16 protein-coding genes are annotated in these 21,209 nt (G+C 59.8%); 8 read left to right on the top strand and 8 right to left on the bottom strand.

Annotated elements, in window-relative coordinates:
* Positions 1-250: 250 nt before the first annotated feature.
* Positions 251-1,189, top strand: a complete 939-nt coding sequence (locus ACYG9V_RS26190; protein WP_023687774.1) for a transglutaminase-like cysteine peptidase — start codon at positions 251-253, stop codon at positions 1,187-1,189.
* A gap of 85 nt (positions 1,190-1,274) precedes the next feature.
* Here ACYG9V_RS26190 and ACYG9V_RS26185 read toward each other — a convergent pair whose 3' ends face one another.
* The 5 genes from ACYG9V_RS26185 to ACYG9V_RS26165 all read right to left on the bottom strand — a co-directional run bounded on the left by ACYG9V_RS26185 (position 1,275) and on the right by ACYG9V_RS26165 (position 7,413).
* A complete protein-coding gene (locus ACYG9V_RS26185) occupies positions 1,275-1,916 on the bottom strand; it encodes a ribbon-helix-helix domain-containing protein (protein WP_023681069.1) in 642 nt (213 codons plus the stop codon).
* Complete coding sequence (locus ACYG9V_RS26180; protein ID WP_023691466.1) at positions 1,906-3,195, bottom strand: HlyD family type I secretion periplasmic adaptor subunit; 1,290 nt, start codon at positions 3,193-3,195, stop codon at positions 1,906-1,908. Before ACYG9V_RS26180 ends, ACYG9V_RS26185 begins: the two co-directional genes overlap by 11 nt.
* A 43-nt stretch (positions 3,196-3,238) precedes the next feature.
* Entirely contained in the window at positions 3,239-5,371 is a 2,133-nt protein-coding gene (locus ACYG9V_RS26175) for a type I secretion system permease/ATPase (protein ID WP_352763293.1), read from the bottom strand.
* A gap of 37 nt (positions 5,372-5,408) precedes the next feature.
* Positions 5,409-6,857, bottom strand: a complete 1,449-nt coding sequence (locus ACYG9V_RS26170) for a TolC family protein (protein ID WP_023681072.1) — start codon at positions 6,855-6,857, stop codon at positions 5,409-5,411.
* Between the two features lie 280 nt (positions 6,858-7,137).
* Positions 7,138-7,413: a hypothetical protein gene (locus ACYG9V_RS26165; protein WP_352763291.1), complete on the bottom strand. Its 276-nt coding sequence runs from the start codon at positions 7,411-7,413 to the stop codon at positions 7,138-7,140.
* Between the two features lie 888 nt (positions 7,414-8,301).
* On the opposite strand from ACYG9V_RS26165, the gene ACYG9V_RS26160 reads away from it, so the two are divergent.
* The 5 genes from ACYG9V_RS26160 (at position 8,302) to ACYG9V_RS26140 (ending at position 15,342) form a co-directional block, all read left to right on the top strand.
* Positions 8,302-9,018 (top strand): pentapeptide repeat-containing protein, encoded by a 717-nt coding sequence (locus ACYG9V_RS26160; RefSeq protein ID WP_023687777.1) that lies wholly within the window; start codon positions 8,302-8,304, stop codon positions 9,016-9,018.
* Positions 9,019-9,522: 504 nt separating this feature from the next.
* Positions 9,523-10,710, top strand: coding sequence for a magnesium transporter (locus tag ACYG9V_RS26155; RefSeq protein ID WP_023736095.1), 1,188 nt, complete (start codon positions 9,523-9,525; stop codon positions 10,708-10,710).
* Positions 10,711-11,242: 532 nt separating this feature from the next.
* Positions 11,243-12,460: a tetratricopeptide repeat protein gene (locus ACYG9V_RS26150; RefSeq protein ID WP_196814982.1), complete on the top strand. Its 1,218-nt coding sequence runs from the start codon at positions 11,243-11,245 to the stop codon at positions 12,458-12,460.
* A complete protein-coding gene (locus tag ACYG9V_RS26145) occupies positions 12,457-13,281 on the top strand; it encodes a FecR family protein (protein WP_460221765.1) in 825 nt (274 codons plus the stop codon). Before ACYG9V_RS26150 ends, ACYG9V_RS26145 begins: the two co-directional genes overlap by 4 nt.
* Positions 13,282-13,371: 90 nt before the next feature.
* The gene (locus tag ACYG9V_RS26140; RefSeq protein ID WP_196813856.1) at positions 13,372-15,342 is read left to right on the top strand and encodes a CHASE2 domain-containing protein; all 1,971 of its coding nucleotides are present in this window, start codon (positions 13,372-13,374) and stop codon (positions 15,340-15,342) included.
* An 89-nt stretch (positions 15,343-15,431) separates the two neighbouring features.
* Here ACYG9V_RS26140 and ACYG9V_RS26135 read toward each other — a convergent pair whose 3' ends face one another.
* The 3 genes from ACYG9V_RS26135 to ACYG9V_RS26125 form a co-directional block, all read right to left on the bottom strand.
* The gene (locus ACYG9V_RS26135; protein ID WP_023667960.1) at positions 15,432-16,406 is read right to left on the bottom strand and encodes a L,D-transpeptidase family protein; all 975 of its coding nucleotides are present in this window, start codon (positions 16,404-16,406) and stop codon (positions 15,432-15,434) included.
* A 788-nt stretch (positions 16,407-17,194) separates the two neighbouring features.
* Positions 17,195-17,398 (bottom strand): hypothetical protein, encoded by a 204-nt coding sequence (locus tag ACYG9V_RS26130; RefSeq protein WP_352763286.1) that lies wholly within the window; start codon positions 17,396-17,398, stop codon positions 17,195-17,197.
* A 289-nt stretch (positions 17,399-17,687) separates the two neighbouring features.
* Positions 17,688-18,599, bottom strand: coding sequence for a LysR family transcriptional regulator (locus tag ACYG9V_RS26125; protein WP_033001710.1), 912 nt, complete (start codon positions 18,597-18,599; stop codon positions 17,688-17,690).
* Between the two features lie 176 nt (positions 18,600-18,775).
* Between ACYG9V_RS26125 and ACYG9V_RS26120 the strand changes: the two genes are divergently transcribed.
* Both ACYG9V_RS26120 and ACYG9V_RS26115 read left to right on the top strand, forming a co-directional pair.
* Positions 18,776-19,978: an MFS transporter gene (locus ACYG9V_RS26120; RefSeq protein ID WP_023691454.1), complete on the top strand. Its 1,203-nt coding sequence runs from the start codon at positions 18,776-18,778 to the stop codon at positions 19,976-19,978.
* A 299-nt stretch (positions 19,979-20,277) separates the two neighbouring features.
* Positions 20,278-21,105, top strand: coding sequence for a transporter substrate-binding domain-containing protein (locus ACYG9V_RS26115; RefSeq protein ID WP_023736090.1), 828 nt, complete (start codon positions 20,278-20,280; stop codon positions 21,103-21,105).
* Positions 21,106-21,209 lie beyond the last annotated feature (104 nt).

Below are 21,209 nucleotides of genomic sequence, written 5' to 3'. Positions count from 1 at the left end.
TTCATATATCCCGGTATGCAAGTCTCGGCATTTTTTACGTGTGGTAAACCCGGAAGATATAATCTGATATACATTGACCGCGCCGCGCTTCGTTTATATCCGCCGGCTGAGCTGGATTGGTAAACAGAAGTATAAGTTTGAATAAAGTTTTACACAAAATAGGTATTCCCGATTGAAGGAAACTTATCCACCTTCCTTTCCAGTAATTTGAGACAAGATTGGTACCGTCCACAGTCAAGAGGTGGGCGTTATGAAAAAAGAAAAATCTGCCCTGGGAATAACCGGGCTCAGGCTCATCCTGCTGGCAATGGCGATCACAAGCCTGCCGCAGCCATCATCCGCGAAAGCAATTACCGTGAATGCCGGCGCTGCCGCTGGAGTTCTGGCGGCGGTCGAAACCCCTTCCAGTCTCGGCGGCGTTTCGCTGGCTCGGCCGCAGCCATGGCAGCCGGTTTCAGCCTACCGGATCGGCATGATTTTCAGCAGCTCTGTTGCCGTTGATGAAAAGCGTGGTTCTTCGATCGCGCCGCCCGCCGCCGGGATCGACCTGATCCAGACGGCGGCGATCATTCCCGGCGTGTTCGGTTCTGTTGCCCTGTCGATGCGCAATTTCCCGGTTTCGGCGCGCTGGGCGCCGGTCTACAAGGCAATTGTCGACTGTACCGCGAGCAGCGCGTGCGAACGCAAGAACAGCGCCTTTGCCGAGATAGTCAAGGCAGCCGGGAACAAGCGCTTCATCGACAAGTTGTCCTTCGTCAACTCAAGTATAAATCGCGCCATCGCCTACAAGAAGGACAGCGTGGTTTACGGCAAGCTCGACTACTGGGCCAAGCCCCGGGAAATCCTTGAGCGGCGGGCAGGGGACTGCGAGGATTTCGCCATCCTCAAGATGGCCGCGCTGCTGCATGCAGGCATCCCGGCGCAGAGCATGTCGCTGGTCGTCTTGCAGGATCGCAAGCGCGGTTTCTTTCATGCCGTGCTGTCGGTCAGCACCGGCAGCGGCGTCTTCATTCTCGACAGTTTGAGCAATGTAGTTTCCCGCGACACAGACCTGCCGACCTACGTGCCGCTGTATTCGTTCAGCACCGATCGCGCGTGGATCCATGGCGCGAAGACCGGTTCTGCTCAAATAGCCGATATCAAGGGCGGCCTTTCGACGGTCGCGCCTGGTGAAGGTGTGCAGCCGTAAGCTCCCATCAGAGAGTCTTGAGCGCTCTATCTCTTGTTTGACGCAATTTTCCACGGAAACCGCTCACACTTTTCCCGGAATTGCTCTAGCCGCCGAAGACGAACGCCATCAGCAGTTCCGGCTCGACCACCGGCGCCCGCACCGCGCTCAGTTGACCGCGGTAGCGGCGGTCGCCGGCGCCTATGACGAAACCGGTCGCGACCGGCGTCTCGCCATTGGCGTCGAGCCTAGCGAATATGTCGGCGACATTGAGGTCCAGCGCCAGCTTGAGATCCTGGCGCGCGTCCTCGTTCGGCGCCACCGGCAATTGCCGCCGCACCAGTTGCTGGAACGGCGCATTGAAGGTCAGGATCTTCTTCGACGATGCCAGGGCAAAGGCCGGCGAGGGACAGGCGACGAGAATGGCGCTGATGGTCTTGATCGACGCGAGCCTCTGCAAGGTGAGGTTTTGGTCGGCCAATCCACGCATGCAGGCTACGCGAATTGCCGATGTCAGGTTTCCGGCGTTGGCGTGGCTCTCTGCAATTTCCTCGATCAGTGTGCCGATCGTGCATTTGCGGCTTTCCGCCATCTGCTTCAGCGATGTCCAGAACGCCCGTTCCAGACGAATGCCGCGGCGCATGCCGCCACGCGCCACAACCCGGAACTCCAGTCCGAAATCCTCTGCCGCCAGCGGTGGCAGCAGCCGGTCGCGATCGGCAGGAAGGGAGACCGCGCTATCGCTCACTCATTGCCTCCTCTCGCGCCTTGTTGATCGGCTTCATAAGGTAGGTGAGAATCGTTTTGCGTCCGGTCTTGATGTCGACCGAACAGATCATGCCGGGGATGATCGAATAGGTCTTGCCGTCGCGTGTCAGGGTCGATTTGTCGGTGGCGACACGGACCTGATAATAGGGTTCGCCGGTCTTCTGGTCGACCAGGCTGTCGGCAGTGATGTTCGAGACCTTGCCTTCGATGCCGCCGAAGATCGAGAAGTCATAGGCGGTCACCTTGATCAGGGCATCCTGGCCCGGCCGGATGAAGGCGACGTCCCGCGGTGAGACCCGGGCTTCGACCAGCAGGGTCTCGGACGTCGGCACGATACCCGCGACGACCGCGCCGGGCTGGACGAAGGCGCCGACCGTGTTGATGTCAAGCGTGTTGACGATACCATCGACAGGCGAACGGATATCGGTACGCGCCACCTTGTCGGTGGCACCGCGTATCGTCTCGTCCACCACCGAGAGATCGGCCAGCGCCTGCGTCAGATCGCTGAGCGCTTCCTGTTGCAGCTGCAGGCCAAGTTCGTCGACCTGAAGCTTGGCTTCCGTGATGGCCGACCTGGCTTTCTTGATGGTCTCTCCGGCAAGCGTCAGCTGACCATTGAGCTCGGTCTGCTCGCGCTCGACGCGGAGCTGCTCGGTTCGCGCCATCAGGCCTTTCTTGACCATCGCTTCGACCAGCTTCGCCTCCTGGTCGCTGACGGCCAGGTTCTTGGTGAGGCGATCGGCATTGGCGTTGGCTTCGTCGAGTTCCTTCTCACGCTGATCGAGCCGCGACTTTAGAACCGACAGTTTGACTTCGAAGTTGTCGCGCCGCGCGATTAGCAGCTTCTGCTCGTTGTCGCAGATTTCCGGCGCCACCTTCTGGATCTCGGGCGGACAGGGAAACGCGCCCTCGAGGCTGCCGGTCTGTTCGAATTGGAGCCGTGCAATGCGCGTCTGCAGCGCCCGCGCCTTGGCCTGCTGCTCGCCAAGGCTGGAAGTGTTGAAGGTGTTGTCGAGACGAATGATGAGGTCATTCTTCTTGACGACCTGACCGATCGTCACGGCGATTTCCTGAACCACGCCCGGCTCGCTGGCCTGGATGATCTGGGTCTTCGACGCCGGTATGATCTTGCCGTCGCCGCGTGCGATTTCATCGACCTCGGCGAAGGATGCCCAGGCCACCGAACTCGCAAAAAGCGCTCCGATAATGAATATCGAAGCCGACGCAAAAAGCGGCGGACGGTCTTCCCTGGCTAGCATTTACCACGTCCCAACGTGCTGTGTTCACGCATAATTCTGTTCGTCAGGCGCTTGTTTTCTGCAGCGCTTGTATCACTTGGTCTTTCGGTCCATCGGCAACGATCTTGCCCTGCTCGATGACGATCAGGCGGTCGGCCAGCTCGAGCATGCTGAAGCGGTGCGTCGATACGATCAGGGTCGTGTTGCGATCGAAAGCCACTTTGAGCTGCTTGATCAGCTGGCGCTCGGAAGCCAGATCCATCGAGCCGGACGGCTCGTCCAGGAACACGATTTTCGGTTTGGTCAGCAACAGGCGGGCAATTGCCATTGTCTGCCTCTGACCGCCCGAGAGATTGGTGCCGCGCTCGCCGACATTCATGTCGTAGCCTCGCGGATGGCGGGAGACGAAGTCGTCGACGCCGGCAGCCTTGGCCGCCTCGACGATCTGCTCATCGGTCGCCTCCGGGCACGCCATCAGGAGATTTTCCTTGATGGTGCCGGAAAATAGATCGTTGGCTTGCGCGACGATCCCGACCGCGGCGCGAACCTCCGATGGGTGGTATTGGCGGATGTCGATCCCGTCCAGCAGCAGCTCGCCGGAGGTCGGCAGGAAAAGCCTGCCGATCAGCCTCCCCATGGTCGTCTTTCCCGAGCCTATGCGGCCGATGATGCCAATCCGCTCACCGGGCTTCACCGAGAAATTCAGGCCGGTCAGCACTTCGTTTTCGGAACCCGGGTAGACAAAGCCGACATTCCTGAATGCCATTGCACCGTTGCGAATGGGGCGGTTGACGAAACCAACCGTGTCCGGCCGATCCTCAGGCTGCGCCATGATCGAATTCACCATTCGCAGGGACAGCATCGCCTGGCGAAGTCTGGACAAGGTGATCGCAATCTGCCCAAGCGGGGCCACCGCCCGGCCCGCCAGCATGACGGTGCCGATGATGGCGCCGGTCGAGACATGCCCTTCCGAAAAGGCATAGGCGCCGGCCACGATCAAAGCGACGGTGACCATCTGCTGGATGGCTTGCGTTATGTTGCCGGCGGCAGCCGAAAGCTGTTTGATCTTCTCGGACGTGTTGGATGCGTTCTTGGAATGCTCCGCCCATTTTCGCAGAAGGTACGCCTCTGCGCGCAGCGATTTGATCGTTTCCAGCGTGGAGATGGATTCCACCAGCAGGGCCTGGCGCTGCGAAGCCTCGTTCATGGAAGCGGCAACGCGTTTGCCGATGCGCCGTTGCGTGATCAGCCCGACGATCACCGAGGCGACAAAGGCTATGGCCGGTATGACGACCAGCCAACCGCCTATCGCATAGATGACAAGAAGAAAGACGAAGACGAAGGCTGTGTCGATGAAGACGCTGATGGTGTTCGACGTGAAAAACTCGCGCACGAACTCGTACTGGGTCACCCGATTTGCATATTCGCCGGTTGAGCCGGGCCTTGCCGACAAGGACGAGTTCAGCACCTTCTCGAACAGCATATAGGAGATGCGAAGATCGGCCTTGCGCCCGGCATAGTCGATCAGTGACGCTCTGGCGGTCTTCAAGAGCAGGTCGAACAGAATGACCGCGCCGATCCCGATCGACAGCACCCAGAGCGTCGATATCGCCTTGTTCGGCAAGATCCTGTCGTAGACGTTCATGGTGAAGATCGGTGAGGCAAGAGCCAGCAGATTGATGAATACCGCCGACAGGATGACCTTCGAATAGGTGCGCCAGAACGGCCCCATCGTGCCGGTCAGCCAATGTCGCCGCTCGATCCTGGCCGCCGAACCGACGCTCATCGCCTCTACTGCGTTGGCATAGGTTATCGAGAAGGAAACGCCGCCACTAATATAACTTCCGGAAAACTCGGATTTGCTAATTGTCGTGCGCCCGTCTTCCTGGGGAGCGGTCGTAAATCCACCGTCCTCGGTCTGGGCAAGCAGCGCAACCGGCAACTGGCTGACGCGAAACAGAATGGCGGGAAGGTCAATGCGTCCGCGAAGAAAGTCGCGATGGCTGAATTCCGTGATTTCAAGACCGATGCGTTCGGCAAGATGCCGGATGGCGTCGATATCGATGCGGGTGTCTGACAGCGGCACGCCGGCAAACAGCACGGTCTCGGAACTCGGCCTGCCGAGGTACCCGGCAACAGCGGAGAAGCAGGCCTTGAACGCCTCTTTTGGGGAGAGGATTTTGGGTTGTGGGTTCACGATCGGCCCGCAGGACTATCGTTCGTCCTTGACCTTCCTACTTCTTTCTTACCGGTGCGAGGATGTCGAAAGGCAGATCGTTCGTCTGCTCCGACGGCGTGCGCGCATACGTTTCGGTGTCGGCCGTTTCAGGCGCATTGAACTCGGCCTTGGCATAGGCGGTGGCCTGTTTTGCCGGCTGAAGATTCATGGTCTTCAGCAACTGCCCGGTTGCCGCCAGCAGCCGGTACTGCGCGAAAAGCGACGCGTAGGATGCGGTGTCGGCAAGCGTAGCTGTGTTGAACCGCGTGTTCTGCGCGTCGAGCACGTCGAGCAGCGAGCGCTGTCCGACCTTGAACTGCTCGCGATAGGACGCCACCAGCCTTTCGTTGGCGGCAGCCTGAAGCTTCAATGTCTTTGCCAGATCGGCCTGCCGGAAGCGGCGATCCCATGACGTACGGACGGCTTCCTCGATCTCGCGCAGAACCTGGTGCAGCACAAGGCGCTGCTCGCTGGTGCGGCGGACCTGCTCTTGCTCGTTGGCTTTGTCGATGCCGCCGCGATAGAGGTTCCAGCGCAGCACCAGCCGCGCCTGCAGGTCGCTAGCGTCGCCATCGTCGCCGTCGATGTCATAGCCGCCGCGGGCGCGGCCTTCGGCGATGACGGAGGGCCCGAATTTCGCCCGCGCCGCATCCACCAGGGAGGCGGCGGCGTCGATATCGCTGTTGGCCATGTGGACGCGCGGATTGTTCTGTCGCGCCAGCCCTAGCGCGTCGTCGAGCGACCTTGGCAGCGCGCTCGAGACATCGCCTGGCCTTGACGCGTTGGTCAGCGGCTTACCGACCGTCTTGAAGAACCGTATCTTGGAAGCCTCCAGTTCTTCGGTCGCCTCTTGCATACGTGCCTTGGCAGCGAACAGCCGCTCCTCGGCCTGCTGGCGATCAGCCTCGTTCAACGCGCCGCCTGCAATACCTTGCCGGATGTCGCCGAGGATTGCCTGGTGAAAGCCCAGATTCTTCTTCGCTTCTGAAACGATCGAAGCCTGCAGCATGTATTCGAGATAGTCCTGGACGACAGACAGTCCAATGAATTCAGACCGTTCCAGCACCCGGAACGATGCGCCGTCGACCCGCGACGCCTGACGGTTCAGTTCCGCCCGCCTTGCGCCGCTGTCATAAAGCGTCTGCGTGACAACGACATCGGCTTCCGCCGGATAGAGCGCGTCATCCTCTATGGACAGCGAACGCCGGGAGGAATTGTCGAGACGACGAACCCCCGCCGACGCCTCGACATCGACGCTGGGAAGATAAAGTCCCTTCGCTTGGCGTAGCTCGAATTCGATTGCTTCGCGGTTTTCGATCGCTTGGCCAATTTCGGGGTTGGACTCCACCGCAACCGCCATCGCCTCCTGGAGAGTGAGCGCGTGAGCATTCCCACAACTCAATATGGCGACCGTCGTCAGCAGGCCGAGGCGCTTGCCTATCGCCGACATAGATGTCGTATTCATTTCACCCCACCCCAACGTTCCCCTGCGCCATTATTGCCAGGCGTTACAACTCAACCGTGATTGTTCACAAATTTGCAAAATATGGGAGCACTTATTGATTTAGTGACCGCTAAAACGCTGAATTCAAGCAAAATTCTATAGAATGTCGCAAAAATGGCACATAAAATACCCACTGCGGTTTTTGAGTAACAGCCGTCCGAGTTTGAACAGGCAAGCGAAACCGCTCCGGGAAGGAGGACTGCAAGGCCACCTTATGACCTATTTGCTCCTGATGGCTTGACTATTTCTGGGTGTACTTTTCAGCGAGGTGACCGACAACATCTTGGTTGGCAGCTACAATCGGCAGGATAATCTTAGCCCGCTTGCCAAGAGCCTGGAACGGACACCCCTGCCTTTCTTCGACCTGAAGCGTGGGCATAAATCCCTGAGCCGGCGAATAAACGCCGACGACTGCTTCACTGGCCAGCGTGCCAGCATAGGGCTCGTATGAGGGCCGATCAACGACTGGGTCAACCGAAGAGGTGACGGTACTTTTTGAGGCGGTTCTGTAGGCCATCGAATGCCGCAAGGTCCAAAAATCGCTCCATTGAACCCGATAGCTGGTGAAACCTCAAAATATTTCTTGCGGCGATTTTCCGTTAAAATCAAAAGTGCAATTTTTTTGACGGTTAGTGTCCGCCTTTTCGCAGTTCAGAAAAAAATCTGACTGGAATTGAGTCATACGCTGTTTAAACAATGCGGAACGAAGTGGTCGGTTGCGCCACCACTTTGCGGGACGACATACGAGAGTTGCAGGACGAGCGGTCAAACATCGAGGGCCGCCGGCTCGTTAGATACCACTACTCGTTCCTCCGCGCCATTCCAACAGGCTGAACTTCGAGGCAAGTGAGCCCGTCCTGGTCCGGCGCCTCGACTCGTAAATCCATTCCACCGATCACAACTGCCTGCAAGCTGCCGCTTGTTTGTTACTTCCCAAGTCCCGTCGGCATATCGAGGCGCTAGACCGTCAGCTGGTCGCGCGCTGTTGCCACAGCTGCCGATCTGCAACCGCCCCCATTTCCGCCGTTCTGGACCCTGTCTCCCAACGTTTGCAAAACGAGGTCAGCTATGGTCGGCAGTTTGGGGTCGCGGGAGCATACGGAATGATACGGGAACCTTTCAGATTTTGGCCCACCAAAAATTCAGCAACATCAACGATTTCCGTTCGCCCTCCGGGCCCACCAATAACTCACGGCTTACGCCGAACTCTTTGTTTTGTGATCGCATCCGCGAAAAAGCACTCTACCGTCAAAGCTTTTCCCCACCTCTCGATAATTTCGCAAGCTGCCGCTGGCTATCGGCGGATCGTTGATGCGCAACTGTGACGGCGGTCGTTACCGTGGCTCGAGTGTCAGCAGATGTGGTAAGGCTGATTGTCGACGAGTAGCAGAGGGGTCCAGCAACAATGACTTTGAGACGAACCAGAGCTTACGGCGGATCCGGCTTGGTTCTGGCGGTTTGCACTGTATTGGCTTGGCAAAACGCCACCGCCGCTCAGGATTGCTACGCAGCCGCGACGCCTGGCGTCAATTGGCAGGAGTGTGACAAAAAGCTTCTCATCCTGGAAGGACAGGACCTGAGCGGGGCAAACCTGTTCGGTGTTGATTTCACTTCGACCGACCTCAGGAACAGCAATCTCCTTGCGGCAAATTTTGAGAAGGCAACGCTTGTGCGCGCTTCCCTGGCCGGCTCGACCGCCAAAGGCGCCCGGTTCGACAAAATCGAGGCGTACAGGACCGACTTCAGCCAGATGGACGCGCAGGGCGCTGTGTTTACGGGCGCGGAAGTGCAGCGCTCGAATTTCCAGAACGCCAATCTGGTCAATGTTGATTTCACAAAGGCGGAATTGGGGCGTGCACAGTTCCATGACGCCGATATCAGCGGCAGCCACTTTTCGTTTGCCAATCTCGCGCGGGCGGATTTCCGAGGAGCGAAGTTCACCGCACCGATAGACTTTGACGGCGCTTTTTTCTTTCTGACCCGTATCGAGGGCCTCGATCTATCCAATTCGGCGGGTCTGTCCCAGTGGCAGCTCAACATGGCTTGTGGAGACGCCCGGACCGAGTTGCCTTCTGGCATGACGAGGCCAGAAGATTGGCCCTGTCAATTCCAGCAGGAATAGCCCGCCCGTCCGCTTCCCGCCCAAAGGCTGCCGGGCGGCAAAGCGCCTCAATTCAGTCCTCGGCCGCGGGTCAAAGCACGACACTGCGGGACATTTCCGGCAATCTCATTTACCGGCGAACGACAACGACCAAATGGAGGACGGATGCCCAAGGTCAAAGGTGATACCGCTCTGGACAAGGAGCGCGCCAAAACAGAGAAGCTCCTCAAAAAGGTTGGATACACAGCCTTGAAGGAGGCCGGTGTGGTATCCAAGCGACCCGACCTCCCAAATCTAAAGATTGAAAAGCGAGGGAAGTAGCGCGGACACTCCCATGCTGACCTGACCGAAGGCACGCCCAAAATGTAGACGTCTGCTTTGCCTTCTCAAGCTAGGAGTGTGCAGGCGGCGCTTGCGACAACCACAAGGCGGACTGCTGGGGCCGGAAGAAGCTGTCGTATTTCCGCCCCGGTGCGATCCGATACTTCACAACTTTTTCACTTTCCAATTGGGGGGCCATAGCAAATGAACGAAGAGACCGGCGTTCAGAAGTTGGTGCGCACGCTGCGTGCTCGAGCACCTGATGACGCAGCTGAATTGCTCGCTAGAGAGTCTCCCGAGTTCATCCGCGACACACTAAAGCTGTTGCCGGACGGGCACGCCCGTAAGGTGGCCGAGCATTTGCCACTGCATATGCGGCCCATCAGCTCTCATGACGGTGAGATGGGTTTCGCGATCCCCGAGTCGCTCGTCGACGTGATGGACCCGATCCCCGCCAGCGTTCCTGTCGGGACGACGGTTGCTGCCGCGGTGGAAGCTGTCAGAGGCGCCCAGGTGCCGACCGAGCTCACTTATCTCTACGTCACGGACGAGGGCAATAGACTGGTTGGCCTAGCGGTCCTGCGCGATCTGATGCTGAGCGAACCCGACGCGATTGTCGATCACATCATGCTGCCCAGGCCGTTCGCTCTTGATGTCGGTCTCTCTTTGAGTAACGCATGCAAGGCGGCGGTACGGCGTCACTATCCTGTCTATCCGGTGGTGGATGCGGAGAACCGGCTGCTCGGGCAGGTTCGCGGCTGGCGATTGTTCGAGCAGCAAATCATCGAGATTTCCGCCCAGTCTGGCCAGATGGTAGGCCTCCAGAAGGAGGAGCGCTCTTTTACGCCGCTGTTTTCAGCCTTCCTGAAGCGTCATCCGTGGCTGCAGTTGAATCTCCTGACGGCCTTCATGGCCGCATTCGTGGTCAGTTCGTTCACAGGCACGATCGAGAAGATCGTCGCTCTGGCGGCGTTCCTCCCGGTCTTGGCCGGGCAGAGCGGAAACACCGGCTGCCAGGCACTGGCTATGACGCTGCGTGGCCTTGCCCTGGGGGATGTGGACAAACGACCGAAGCTGCACTTGGTGATGAGAGAGGGCGCGCTCGCGGCCGCCAACGGCGTGCTCGTCGGCGTTGTTGCGGCTGCGGCGATGTGGTTCTATGCCTCGAGGCAACCGGCGTCGGCGGCGCAGGCGCCGATGCTGGCACTTGTGATCCTGCTTGCCATGTCCGGATCGTGCCTCATGTCCGGCATCTCCGGCGTGCTGATCCCGTTGGGCCTGCGCCGGGTAGGCGCCGATCCGGCGGTCGCCTCGGCGATCTTCCTCACCACCGTGACCGATATTGTAGGCATGGGCCTGATGCTGGGGCTGGCCACCATGCTCGTGCTGTAGCAAGCTGCGTGCGGTGACGCGTCCCTGCGCGTTGAGGCAATGAGCTGACCTCGCGTTCAAAGAAATTGCAAGACCCGGGCCGAATCGCACACGCCTCGTGAGAAGCACCTCCGGCAGCTCTCCGTCCCTTGCGAAACGCGACGGAAGGCCTTTGGAGAAGCCGTGGGTGACCTTGAAGCCTGGTGACCAGATACGCAGGATCGCCCACCCAATATTAATCTTGTCGGCTGTGCGATCCACTACTGATGAGATTTGATTTTGTTAAGCCTTGGGCCAAATACTTCAATCACGTGCAGCAATGTTGAGAAGAGTTTTTGACAATCAGCGCAGCCGAAATAGGAATAAACCCGATATCTTGTTGCGCAGCTGCAACAGCTGCTGAGGACTCGCATAAGTCCGGCGACCGTTCAGTCGCCTTTTTCTTGCAGTCGTGCTAAATCCCTCGCACTAGTCGGGTTTGGGGTGGGTTCTCGGCATGCAATCTTCGTTTCGAACGATCTTCGGCTTCGCCGCAGCGCTGCTTTGTGCCGGCGTGTTGCCGGCCGGCGCACAAGGTCTTTTTGGGGCCTATGACGATGCGTTTGCGGCCCGCATCGCCAGTCCGGCCGACAATGGAACGCTCGCCCAATTCGTCACGGTTGCGGTCAACGCTGGGCAATACGATCAGGCGATCTCCTCGATCGAGCAGTATCTGATCCAGTACCCCCGCGATGCGCGCGCCCGGCTTGCGGCCAGCCGGTTGTATTACCATGTCGGGTCCTATGAATTGGCCCGGCGGCAGGTGCAGTACGGCATCGAAGTCGGGGGTCTGACCGCAAGTGAGCAACAGGAAGCTGTTCGCCTGCTCGCCCGCATCGAGCGCGCGTTGCGTGGCGTCACCTGGGAACTCGCCCTGACCGGCGGCGTATTCAGCGCATTCACCGATTTTGAGCCAGGCGGGGCGCAGGACGACGACAGCTTCGTCTCGCCTTACGGGCAGGCGGAAGGTTTTGTGCGGTGGGACCTCGGCACGCCAAGTGCCGACGCGCTCGTTCTTTCGGGGTCGTTGACCGCGACTGAGCGTCTTTTCACGGAAGACCTGTCGGTTCCGGGTGGCGAGAAGACTTTTATCCACGGCAACGCAGCGGTAACCTGGGACAAGGGACTGCCCAACAGCGGGATCGATTCGCTGCGCCTGCTGCTTTCCGCGTTCACCGTTACGGATCGTTTCGACAGCGACATTTACGAAACCGGTATCGGCCTCAGTGGACGTTTCGTCGTTCGCCCGACGGTCGAGACGACGCTCTTCGCCGGTGGCGGCTACATCGATCTAAGCGCCTCGCAAGGCATTTTCGCGGATAGCAGGGTCTTCTATGAGGCAGGCGGCAGCTACCGCTTCCGCAATGGCCAGGCGCTCGGCTTGCGCTTTGTCGGCTCGAATGACTTCGCTTCCGGATCGGGCGAAATCAGCCGCAGCTATACGGGCGAGGTCCGCTATGGCGGCCTGTTGATGAACGTACCGGATTTTTTCGCATGGTCGCACCAGATCGCCTTATCGGCCGGCCACAGCGACACTCCCGATCTGTCCGTCGGCATCGGCACAAATATCAAGAGCGACTTCTGGCGCATTGCCTCGGAAAGCGATTTTCAGCTGACGGAAGCGCAGAAGATCAGCGTCGATCTCGCCTACCGCAAAACCAACTTCGCCCTCGCCAACCGCGACCGAAAATCGTTCGAAATGCTCATGAGCTATACGTTGACGCTCAATTGAAAGAGGCCGCGATGAGGTATCATCAGATCGTCATTTTTATCGCCTGCCTCGCCTTCGCGGCACCATCCGCTGCTGAGACGGTCGGGTCGATGACGGCCTACCAGACCATCATCGTCCGCAATAACGGCGGGACGATGAACGTTGGCGCCGGCGTCGAACTCGGCGACCAGTTGCGCAGCAATCCCACCGGTCTCGGAATGCTGGTGTTCCGGGATGAATTGAGCGCCAAAATTGGTCCAAACACCAGCCTGACGATCGATGAGTTCGTCTACAATCCGGGCTCCGGGTCGGGAAAGATCGACATCGGGATGAACAGCGGCCTGGCCCGTTTTTATGGCGGCCAGGTTTCGAAAGGGGGCGTCATGCAGGTTGCGACGCCGCACATGGTGCTCGGAGCGAGAGGCGGCATCATCGAAGTGCTGGTGGCAGCCGGCCAGACCGTCGGCATATTGCGCGCCGGCCGCATGACCTGCACGATCAATGGCAAACGGCTGGTCATCACGAACCCGGGCTACGCCTGCACGTCGGACGATGGCAAGCTTCTGGCCGGCTACGGCGGCATCGACGCCTTCCCGATCTTGGACAGTATCGACCGGATAGCGGGAACCGGCCTGCCGGGCGCACCGGGTCCTGGGTTGGACGTAAGCGCAATTTGTGCGTCGGCTCTAGGCTCCTCGCTCAAAGTCTGCGGGTCCAGGGACGGCGCACTGCCAGGAGTGGTCATGGAATTCCCTGACAGCCCAACGCCACCTGCGGGCAGCGGGGGGCGGCGGGGCGAGTGTGAGGGTGAGGGTTGCTGCTACTACTACAACTGCGATTAGGCCTGGCTGCACGAGATGAGCCACTCGGTCGGTAGGCGCTGGGCTGATTGGCGGCAAGCCGGCAGACGCAAAATATCCGGCCTTGTGGTCGTGCTCCTGCTGCTCGCTTGCCATTTGGCTTTTGACGGGCCGTTGTCGCGCCTGCGTGAGCGGACGTACGACTTCTATCAGTTTCTCGCCCCACGTCAGGCGACGAGCAATCCTGTCGTGATCGTCTCGATAGACGACGCCAGCCTCAAGGCACATGGGCGATGGCCCTGGAACCGTGGCCTCTTGGCCGATCTGGTCAATGGCATCACGCAGTCCGGTGCGGCGGTGGTCGGGCTTGCGCTGGTACTCCCCGAGGCTGACACCTCGCCTGAGGGCATGGCCGGAGACAAGCGCCTGGCAGCGGCGCTGTCCAAAAATCGAACGGCGCTTGCCGTCAGCCTGGGCAATGAAGCGACGGTTTCAGAAGCAGAACCCAAAGCCGGCTGGTCGATCGTCGGGCAAGTACCCGATACACTTCCCGGCTTCACCGGTCTTACCGGGTCGCTTGCCGAATTCTCGAACGCCGCCGCAGGCCTCGGCGTGATTCGCACCTTGCCCGATCCCGACGGCGTACTGCGCCATGTGCCGCTGCTCTGGCTTCGCAACACCCCTCAACGCGCGCAGCTGTGGCCGTCTTTCGCACTCGAGCTCCTGCGCCTTTACGCTGGACAGGACGGTTACACAGCCCGGATGAATGCAGCCGGGTTCGACGCACTCAGGATGGCAGGCGCCATTGTGCCGCTCGAGCCGGAGGGGAGCATCCGCCTCTGGGAAACCGCCACCGACACGCCTCGCCTGTCTGCCAGCACTATCCTTTCGGGCCATGGCGATCCGCGGCTGCGGGACGCCATCGCCATTGTCGACCTGTCGGCTGTGGGCCTGACGCAGTACCTGCCCACGCCGACGAGTCCAGCGCGACCAGGAGCGGAGATCCACGCCGATGCGATCGGCCAGATGCTTGCCGGGCGCTTCCTGGCAGAGCCAGCGCACGCGCGTATGCTCGAGCGGCTCTGGTTTCTCCTCAGTGCCGTCGTTTTCATCGGGGTTTCCGGAGTGCTCGCCGGGCGTGTCGTGCTTGGCGCCCTCTCCCTGGCGCTGCTGGCCGTCACGCCGTTCGTGTTCGGCGCTCTCGAGTACAGCCTGCAGGGTGCACTCTATGACCCGCTGCAGCCGGCGCTTGCAACCATCATGGTTGCGGGCTTCGAAGGCTATGTCCTCTACAGGCGCAGCGAGCAGCGCCGGTCCACCCTCACGCGACAGTTCTCCCAATATCTGTCGCCCTCCGTGGTGCAGCGCCTCGCAAGCTCGGACACCGAGGCAATCCTGTCCGGCGAGAAGCGCGAGATCACCATTTTGATCAGCGACATACGTGGCTTCACGACCATGAGCGAACAGCTCGACACCCAAGAGATCGCCAAGGTGGTCAACCATTTCCTCGGCATTGCGACCGATGAGATCCTCAAGCGCGACGGCACCATCGACAAGTTCATGGGCGATGCGGTACTGGCCTTCTGGAACGCACCGCTAGATCAACCCGATCATCGTGAGCGTGCGCTGGACGCGGGCCTTGCCCTTATCGAGCGGGTGAGGCGCGAAGACGCCGCCTTCACCGCGGATGGCCATCGATCCATCGAAATCGGCGTCGCCATCGAGACCGGCATCTGCTCGGTAGGCAATTTCGGCTCCGAACGGCGCTTCGATTACACCGCGATCGGCTCCCCCGTGAACCGCGCGGCACGGCTCGAATCGACGACCAAGAAGCTGGGCATCCCCCTGGTGCTTGGACCCGGCTTTGCGGCAGGAGCATCGATGCCGGTCGTTCAGGCGGGCGCCTTTGAGCTCCAGGGTTTCAAGGGCGAGGTCCCGGTTTTCACCGTTCCGGAGATGCAAGCTGCTCAACAAGGTATGAGCCGCGAAGTAGAGAGCCAACGTGGTGAGCAATCTGGCGCCCCCGCCATGGTGGTTGGTTCGCCGCCATCCGTGCAAATGGCGCCGCTTGACCTGACACCCCGAACCCGGAGCATCCGCTGATCGGATCCAGCGGATCGCAAGATGCAATTGTCACGGGCACAGACGGACATCTTGTTTCGGCGACCATCGAGGGATGCGACGGCTTGCGTTCACTCGTCCTTGAAAGTCACCTTCATATGTTTGTGCACCATTGAGGCGAGGTCCTCGGCATCCCAGTTCGTGAGCCTGATGCAGCCGTGAGAGAAGGTCTTCCCGATCTTGCCGGGTTCGGGCGTGCCGTGAATGCCGTAGCTTTCGATGGAGAGGTCGATCCAGATTGATCCCACGGGATTGTTAGGGCCGGCAGCAATGGTGAAGGGCCGCTTGGTTTTGACTCCCTTGAATGCAAAATCGGGATCGTAGTGATAGGTCGGGTTGTGCACCACCCTTTGGATCTCTGCCTGCCCACTTGGTGCCGGCTTCTCGTCGCTCCCGATCGAGGCAGGGTAGACGGCAAGCGCTTTATTGGAGGGGTCGAGCACGCGCACCTGATGAGCGCCTTTGTCGACTTCGACGCCGGCAATGGTGGCGGGAGGTTCACCCCGGCCAACATCTGGTACCAGCAGCGTGGTTCCAGCTTTCCTGAATCCGGTGCCTGGGTTTAGCCTCCTGAGCAATGGTTCGCTCACATGGAAGCGCTCCGCCAGCTTCTCGATCGAGTCGTGATAGCCAAGCCTTCTCAGGCGAGCCATCCTCTCCATGCGCCGCGGAATGCGTTTGGTGAAGGGGCCGCGTACATCTTTGCGGGTCAGTTCAAAGGTGACCAGAGCTGGGCTGGTGGAGGTTGCCATCAGCTTGTCCCAAGTCGCCTGGGTGAGCTTGCCATCTGGCGCCAGTCCGTTCGACGCCTGGAAGGCCTTGACCGCCTTGGCGAAGTTCTCTCCAAGGCGGCCGTCGATGAGCCCCGGTGAGAAGCGCGCACGATCCAAAAAAATTTGCGCCTTCAGCACGGCAGGATCGAGCCCTTTCGGATCGCCGGCGGAGAATTGCGCCTGATTTACCGCGGCTAGGTCCAGCTTGGCCGCCTCCGTCCCGCCGCATGCGAAGGCGAGTGCAATGGCGAGGAGGAGAAGGAGCCTGATCATCGATTTCACTCCTTACGTTAAATCGCACCTGATCTGCTTCTATGACGCGCTGTGGCAGATCTGGTTCCATTCGCCGGTAGGAGGATCATAGGCAACCAGCCTTATGCCGCCGACCGGTCCGAGACGTTCGATGCCCATGCCTTGCCCCTCACGAGAGGCGTTGCTGGCCGCGCAGATCGGCAGTGTAAAAATGGCCTGGCCATGTTGACGTGAGCTTCTACCTTCAAACTGCCCACTACCTGGACCGGCAGTCAAATGGTCTCAGGGCAGCAAGTGAGGAGATGCGCTGGGAACCGGCTTGTCGGGCGGGTATTCTATTGATCTTCGGGATCGATAGATCCATGTTCCGTCGTCACTGTGATCGCGTTGTCGCCCGCGATTGCCCTAGCGTATTCGAAGCGCTCCAACTTCTGCCGATAGGCCTTTGAACATCGCGGTGGCCGAGTTCGTGATTTTGAAGTCGCCGCAACTCGGACAGCGAAACTCCCGGATGTCACCAACTGTCTCCGAATTAACGAGCGCCTGCTCATCTGTAATCGGGCAAATTGCGGCCATCCAAGCCATCGTGGTCCTCCGTCCTAAGGCCGTCCTCGATTACCCAAAAGGCATCGTCGAGTGCAAAATCCATTTCTGCCGACGCTCACCCCACCTGGAGTACTCCACCGAGTAGATTGCGCTCTCCACTCTCCAACCCGGAATGTGGATTAAAGCCAGTTCCTCGGCGAGCGATTTGCTGGTGGGCGGTAGGCGCTCTCGCTCTGGAGCCTCTCCCAAACGATCGGAGATGTTCATGTAGCGTCGGGCAGGACCGAAGGGCCGGAACGTGGCGTTTTCATCTCTTCGGCAATCACCAGCAGCGCCTCCAGAGCGACGGCGATCCCCGACATCACCGTACTTATGTCTGCGCTGCCGCCGAGCGTCGAAAGTTCGGCCGCTCGCGTTTGCGTGCTTTGGCTCAGCTCTTGTAACTTCAGGCGCAGCTCGTCATCCATGTATGTTCTCCAAGCTTGACGCTGGAGGAACGCGCCTGCTTACAACCCGTTCCGCCGGTGGCCGCAGAGAACCAGAGACACCGCAGATGCTACAACTCGCGCTGTGGCGGCGCTTAGGATGGGCGGTGGATTGAGCCTCAGCGACTGACCGTCGGCAAATAGCGGATGCTTCAGTCTCGAAAAGGTGCTGGACGGCTCGATATGCACCGGCCCTTGGCCCTGGGTGCTGGTCCCATGCACAGTAAGGCCGTGCAAGTGCGCGCGGCCTCTGGGCTCAACATTCCAGTCGTCATGTTCCAAAGTTGTCCCAAGGTGGGTTCTCACCAAAGTGGGCGGCGAGAAGCGTCACGAAGCTTTGAACTTTGGCGGAAAGATGCCTTCTTGACGGGTACATCGCGTAGATCGACCGGCTTACCGGCTTGAACTGGGGCATCACTGTCTCCAGCTGGCCCGAACGAATGGCTTCTCCAACAAGGAAAGTGGGGCAAAGTACTATGCCTGCTCCACCCAGCGCCGCATCGCGCAGGAGCTGCCCGTTCGTTGCCGTCATCCGTGCAGTGATTTTTACCGCCACTTGCCCCTTTGGTCCGTCGAACCGCCATTTTCCGCGGCTGGCGCGCAACGCGTAGTCCAGACAATCATGGTCGTGGAGATCCGACGGCTTTGTGGGACGCCCGCGTCTGTCCAGATAATCGCGCGAAGCGCAGACCACCTCGCGTGACGGCGCGATTCGGCGAGCAACCAGATTGGAAACCGTGAGTGGAGCGATGCGTACCGCGACATCCAGGCCCTCTTCCACGATGTCAACCACACGGTCGTCCAACACCAACTCAACCGACACCTCCGGGTAGACCGCGAGATATTCTGCAACGACTCTCCCAAGGTGCATCGCGCCGAAGGAGATCGGCGCGCTGACACGCAGTGAGCCGGTCGGACGTGTCTTGCTCTCGGCCGCGCTCGTACGAACTTCCTCGACATCCTCGATTATGCGCAGACTGCGCTCGTAGACGGAGGCGCCGAGCTCTGTCAGGCTGATGCGCCGGGTCGTCCGGTTGAGAAGGCGTGCGCCAAGCCACTCTTCCAGCATTTGGACATGCTTGCTCACAGCCGCTGGCGATAGTCGCATCCGCTTGGCCGCTCCAGCGAAGCTGCCTTCACCGACGACGTTGGCAAACACGGTCATGCTGGTCAGCCGGTCCAACTGCAATCACCTCTTTCATTCACGTTTCGTGAATTCACCATCCATATCTCCCTCGATTATCAATCCGCAGTGGACAGATTATCTGAAACCAGGCCGGGATCAATTGCCCGATCCGTCTCTCTAACGTTTGCCCGAAACGTTGGCGTCGAGTGCCTTCTCGCGGGCTGGAGGTGATCATGTCTCTGACCAAAGCAGCCCTTCGGGAGAAACAGGGAGCCACTTTTCGCATGTGGCTCTCCGTGCTCACTGTATCGCTGGGTATTTTTTCGATGATCACTGCGGAGCAACTCCCTGTGGGGCTGATTCCGGCAATTTCTTCCGAGTTGAATGTCTCTATTGGGAGTGGCGGTCTCACGGTGACGATACCCGGCGTAATTGCGGCGTTCGCTTCTATCGGTTTGCCGTTGGCAGTGGGGAGGCTCGACCGGCGTATTCTGATGGCGGGCCTGCTCGCGGTAATGGCTGCGGCGAGCGTGATTTCAGCGCTCGCAACGAACTTTCCCGTTCTGCTCGCGTCCAGGCTGCTCGTCGGGATCACCATCGGTGGCTTTTGGGCGATAGCCGGAAGCATCGCAGTACGCCTTGTTCCTGGACCGTCCGTGCCGCGCGCCATGACTATTGTCTTCGGCGGTGTAAGTGCCGCTGCGGTGCTGGGCGTGCCGGCCGGCACGATCATCGGTGATCTAGTCGGCTGGCGCGGCGCGTTCTGGTCTCTCGCCGGCCTGAGCTTTGCCACACTGCTCGCCGCCCTGCTTGTGCTTCCGAAGCTGGAGGCGGCGCAGCCTGTGGAGGTGAAAGCCCTGCGTGCGCAATTGCGCAATCCCGCCCTTCTGGCGGGCGTGGTTGCGACCGCACTGCTGGTGGCTGCCCACTACGGTGCCTACACCTTCGTGAGCCCGGTGTTGCTGGAGGTCTCGGGCGTCACTGCAGGGAGCATAGGCTGGCTACTGTTGGGGTATGGCATTCTCGGAATGATTGGCAACGCCGTCGCAGGCGTCTGGGCCGCCAAATCCGTCGGTCGCACATTGGCCTGCGTCGTCATTGGGCTCGGGGCCACGCTGGCTCTTTTCCCGTTGCTCGGGGTCACGCCGCTCACAGGAACCATCCTGCTGCTGGTGTGGGGCTTCGCGTATGGCGCGGCGCCCATTACGCTGCAGACGTGGGTGCTGAGTGCAGCATCAGAAAGCGCGGAGACCGCGACGGCCATCTACTGCTTCACTTTCAATCTTGCCATCTCCGTGGGTACCCTAGCGACCAGTCAGATCGTCGACACGATGGGCGTGAACAGGGTCCTCTGGGTCGATTCCGCCATCATCCTGCTGGTGCTGCTGCCGGTGTGCCGCGCACCCATGCTTAACCGGAACATCGGAAACTCGTAGACAGCAAGCCATCCTGTGCCGCCATCTGTCTATGATGCTGTGTAGGTTGAAGTAGACCTTCGTTCCTCTGTCTTGAAAGTCACGCGCGTCACATCAAACGCGGGTTCCGCCGCACCGTGCGGGTGCCGATGCTTTGCGCCCCCGGAGGACAACTGGCTACTTGAAAAAGGACTTGATCCCCTCGTCGATATGTGTGCTGATATGAGATCGATCTCATGCCGCGCTCTCAATTACTGTTTCTCTACGGGAGCGCGCTCTGGGAAGCATATGTCTGAATGACGATGAAGAGGGAGGTTCAAGTGAGGAAATTGATCGCGTGGCTGGCCTTGGCCACTACCACGCTCGCGTTCGCGTCTGCGGCGTCGGCGGGTGAAACCATCGACCGGGTTACCTCGAAGAAGGCAATGGTGGTCGCCACAAACAGCGGTTGGCCGCCGCAGAGTTTCCTCGACGACAGCAATCAGTTGGTCGGCTTCGACATAGACGTCTCGAAAGAGATCGCAAGGCGCCTCGGTGTCGAGGTCAGTTTCGATACGCCGGACTGGGCGACGATGACGGGCGGCCATTGGCAGGGACGTTACGATCTGGGTGTCGGCTCGGTGACGCCGACCAAAGCGCGGGCCAAGGTGATCGATTTCGAAGGCATCTATTATTATAGCCCCTACGTTTACGTGGTTCACAAGGACAGCCCGGCCAAATCGGTCGCCGACCTGAACGGTAAGATCATCGGGGTCGAGACCGCCACCACGTCGGAGGATTTCATCCGCAGACAACTCGAGATCGATGCTCCCGGCCTGCCGCCCATCGAATACAAGCTGGAGCCCGGTGAGATAAGGACTTTCGCCGACTCAATGCTGCCGTTCGACGATTTGAGGCTCGGCGACGGCGTGCGCCTCAACGCGGTCATCGCACCAGAACAGACGGCTCAAAACGCGATAAAGAACGGCTACCCGTTGCGTGTCCTGGAAGGCGGCTATGCCTTCCGTGAGCCACTGGTGGTGATCGCGGAAAAAGGTGATGCCGAGTGGAATGCCAAGATCGGCGGCATTCTCGACGAGATGAAGAAGGACGGTACCCTCGCGAAACTGACCACCAAGTGGTACGGCAAGGATTACAGCGCCGACTGAGGAGCATCGTGGATAAAGCTTGAGCGGGGTGCATTCAATTGAACATCCCGCTCCATCTGTTTTGTTTCAGCCGCATTTCCACGACACCGGGCGGCTCCGCCTGC

This window comes from Mesorhizobium sp. W016 (assembly GCF_054719485.1).
Note: the sequence above shows the minus strand (reverse complement) of the source record. Positions and strands in the feature narration are given on the sequence as shown.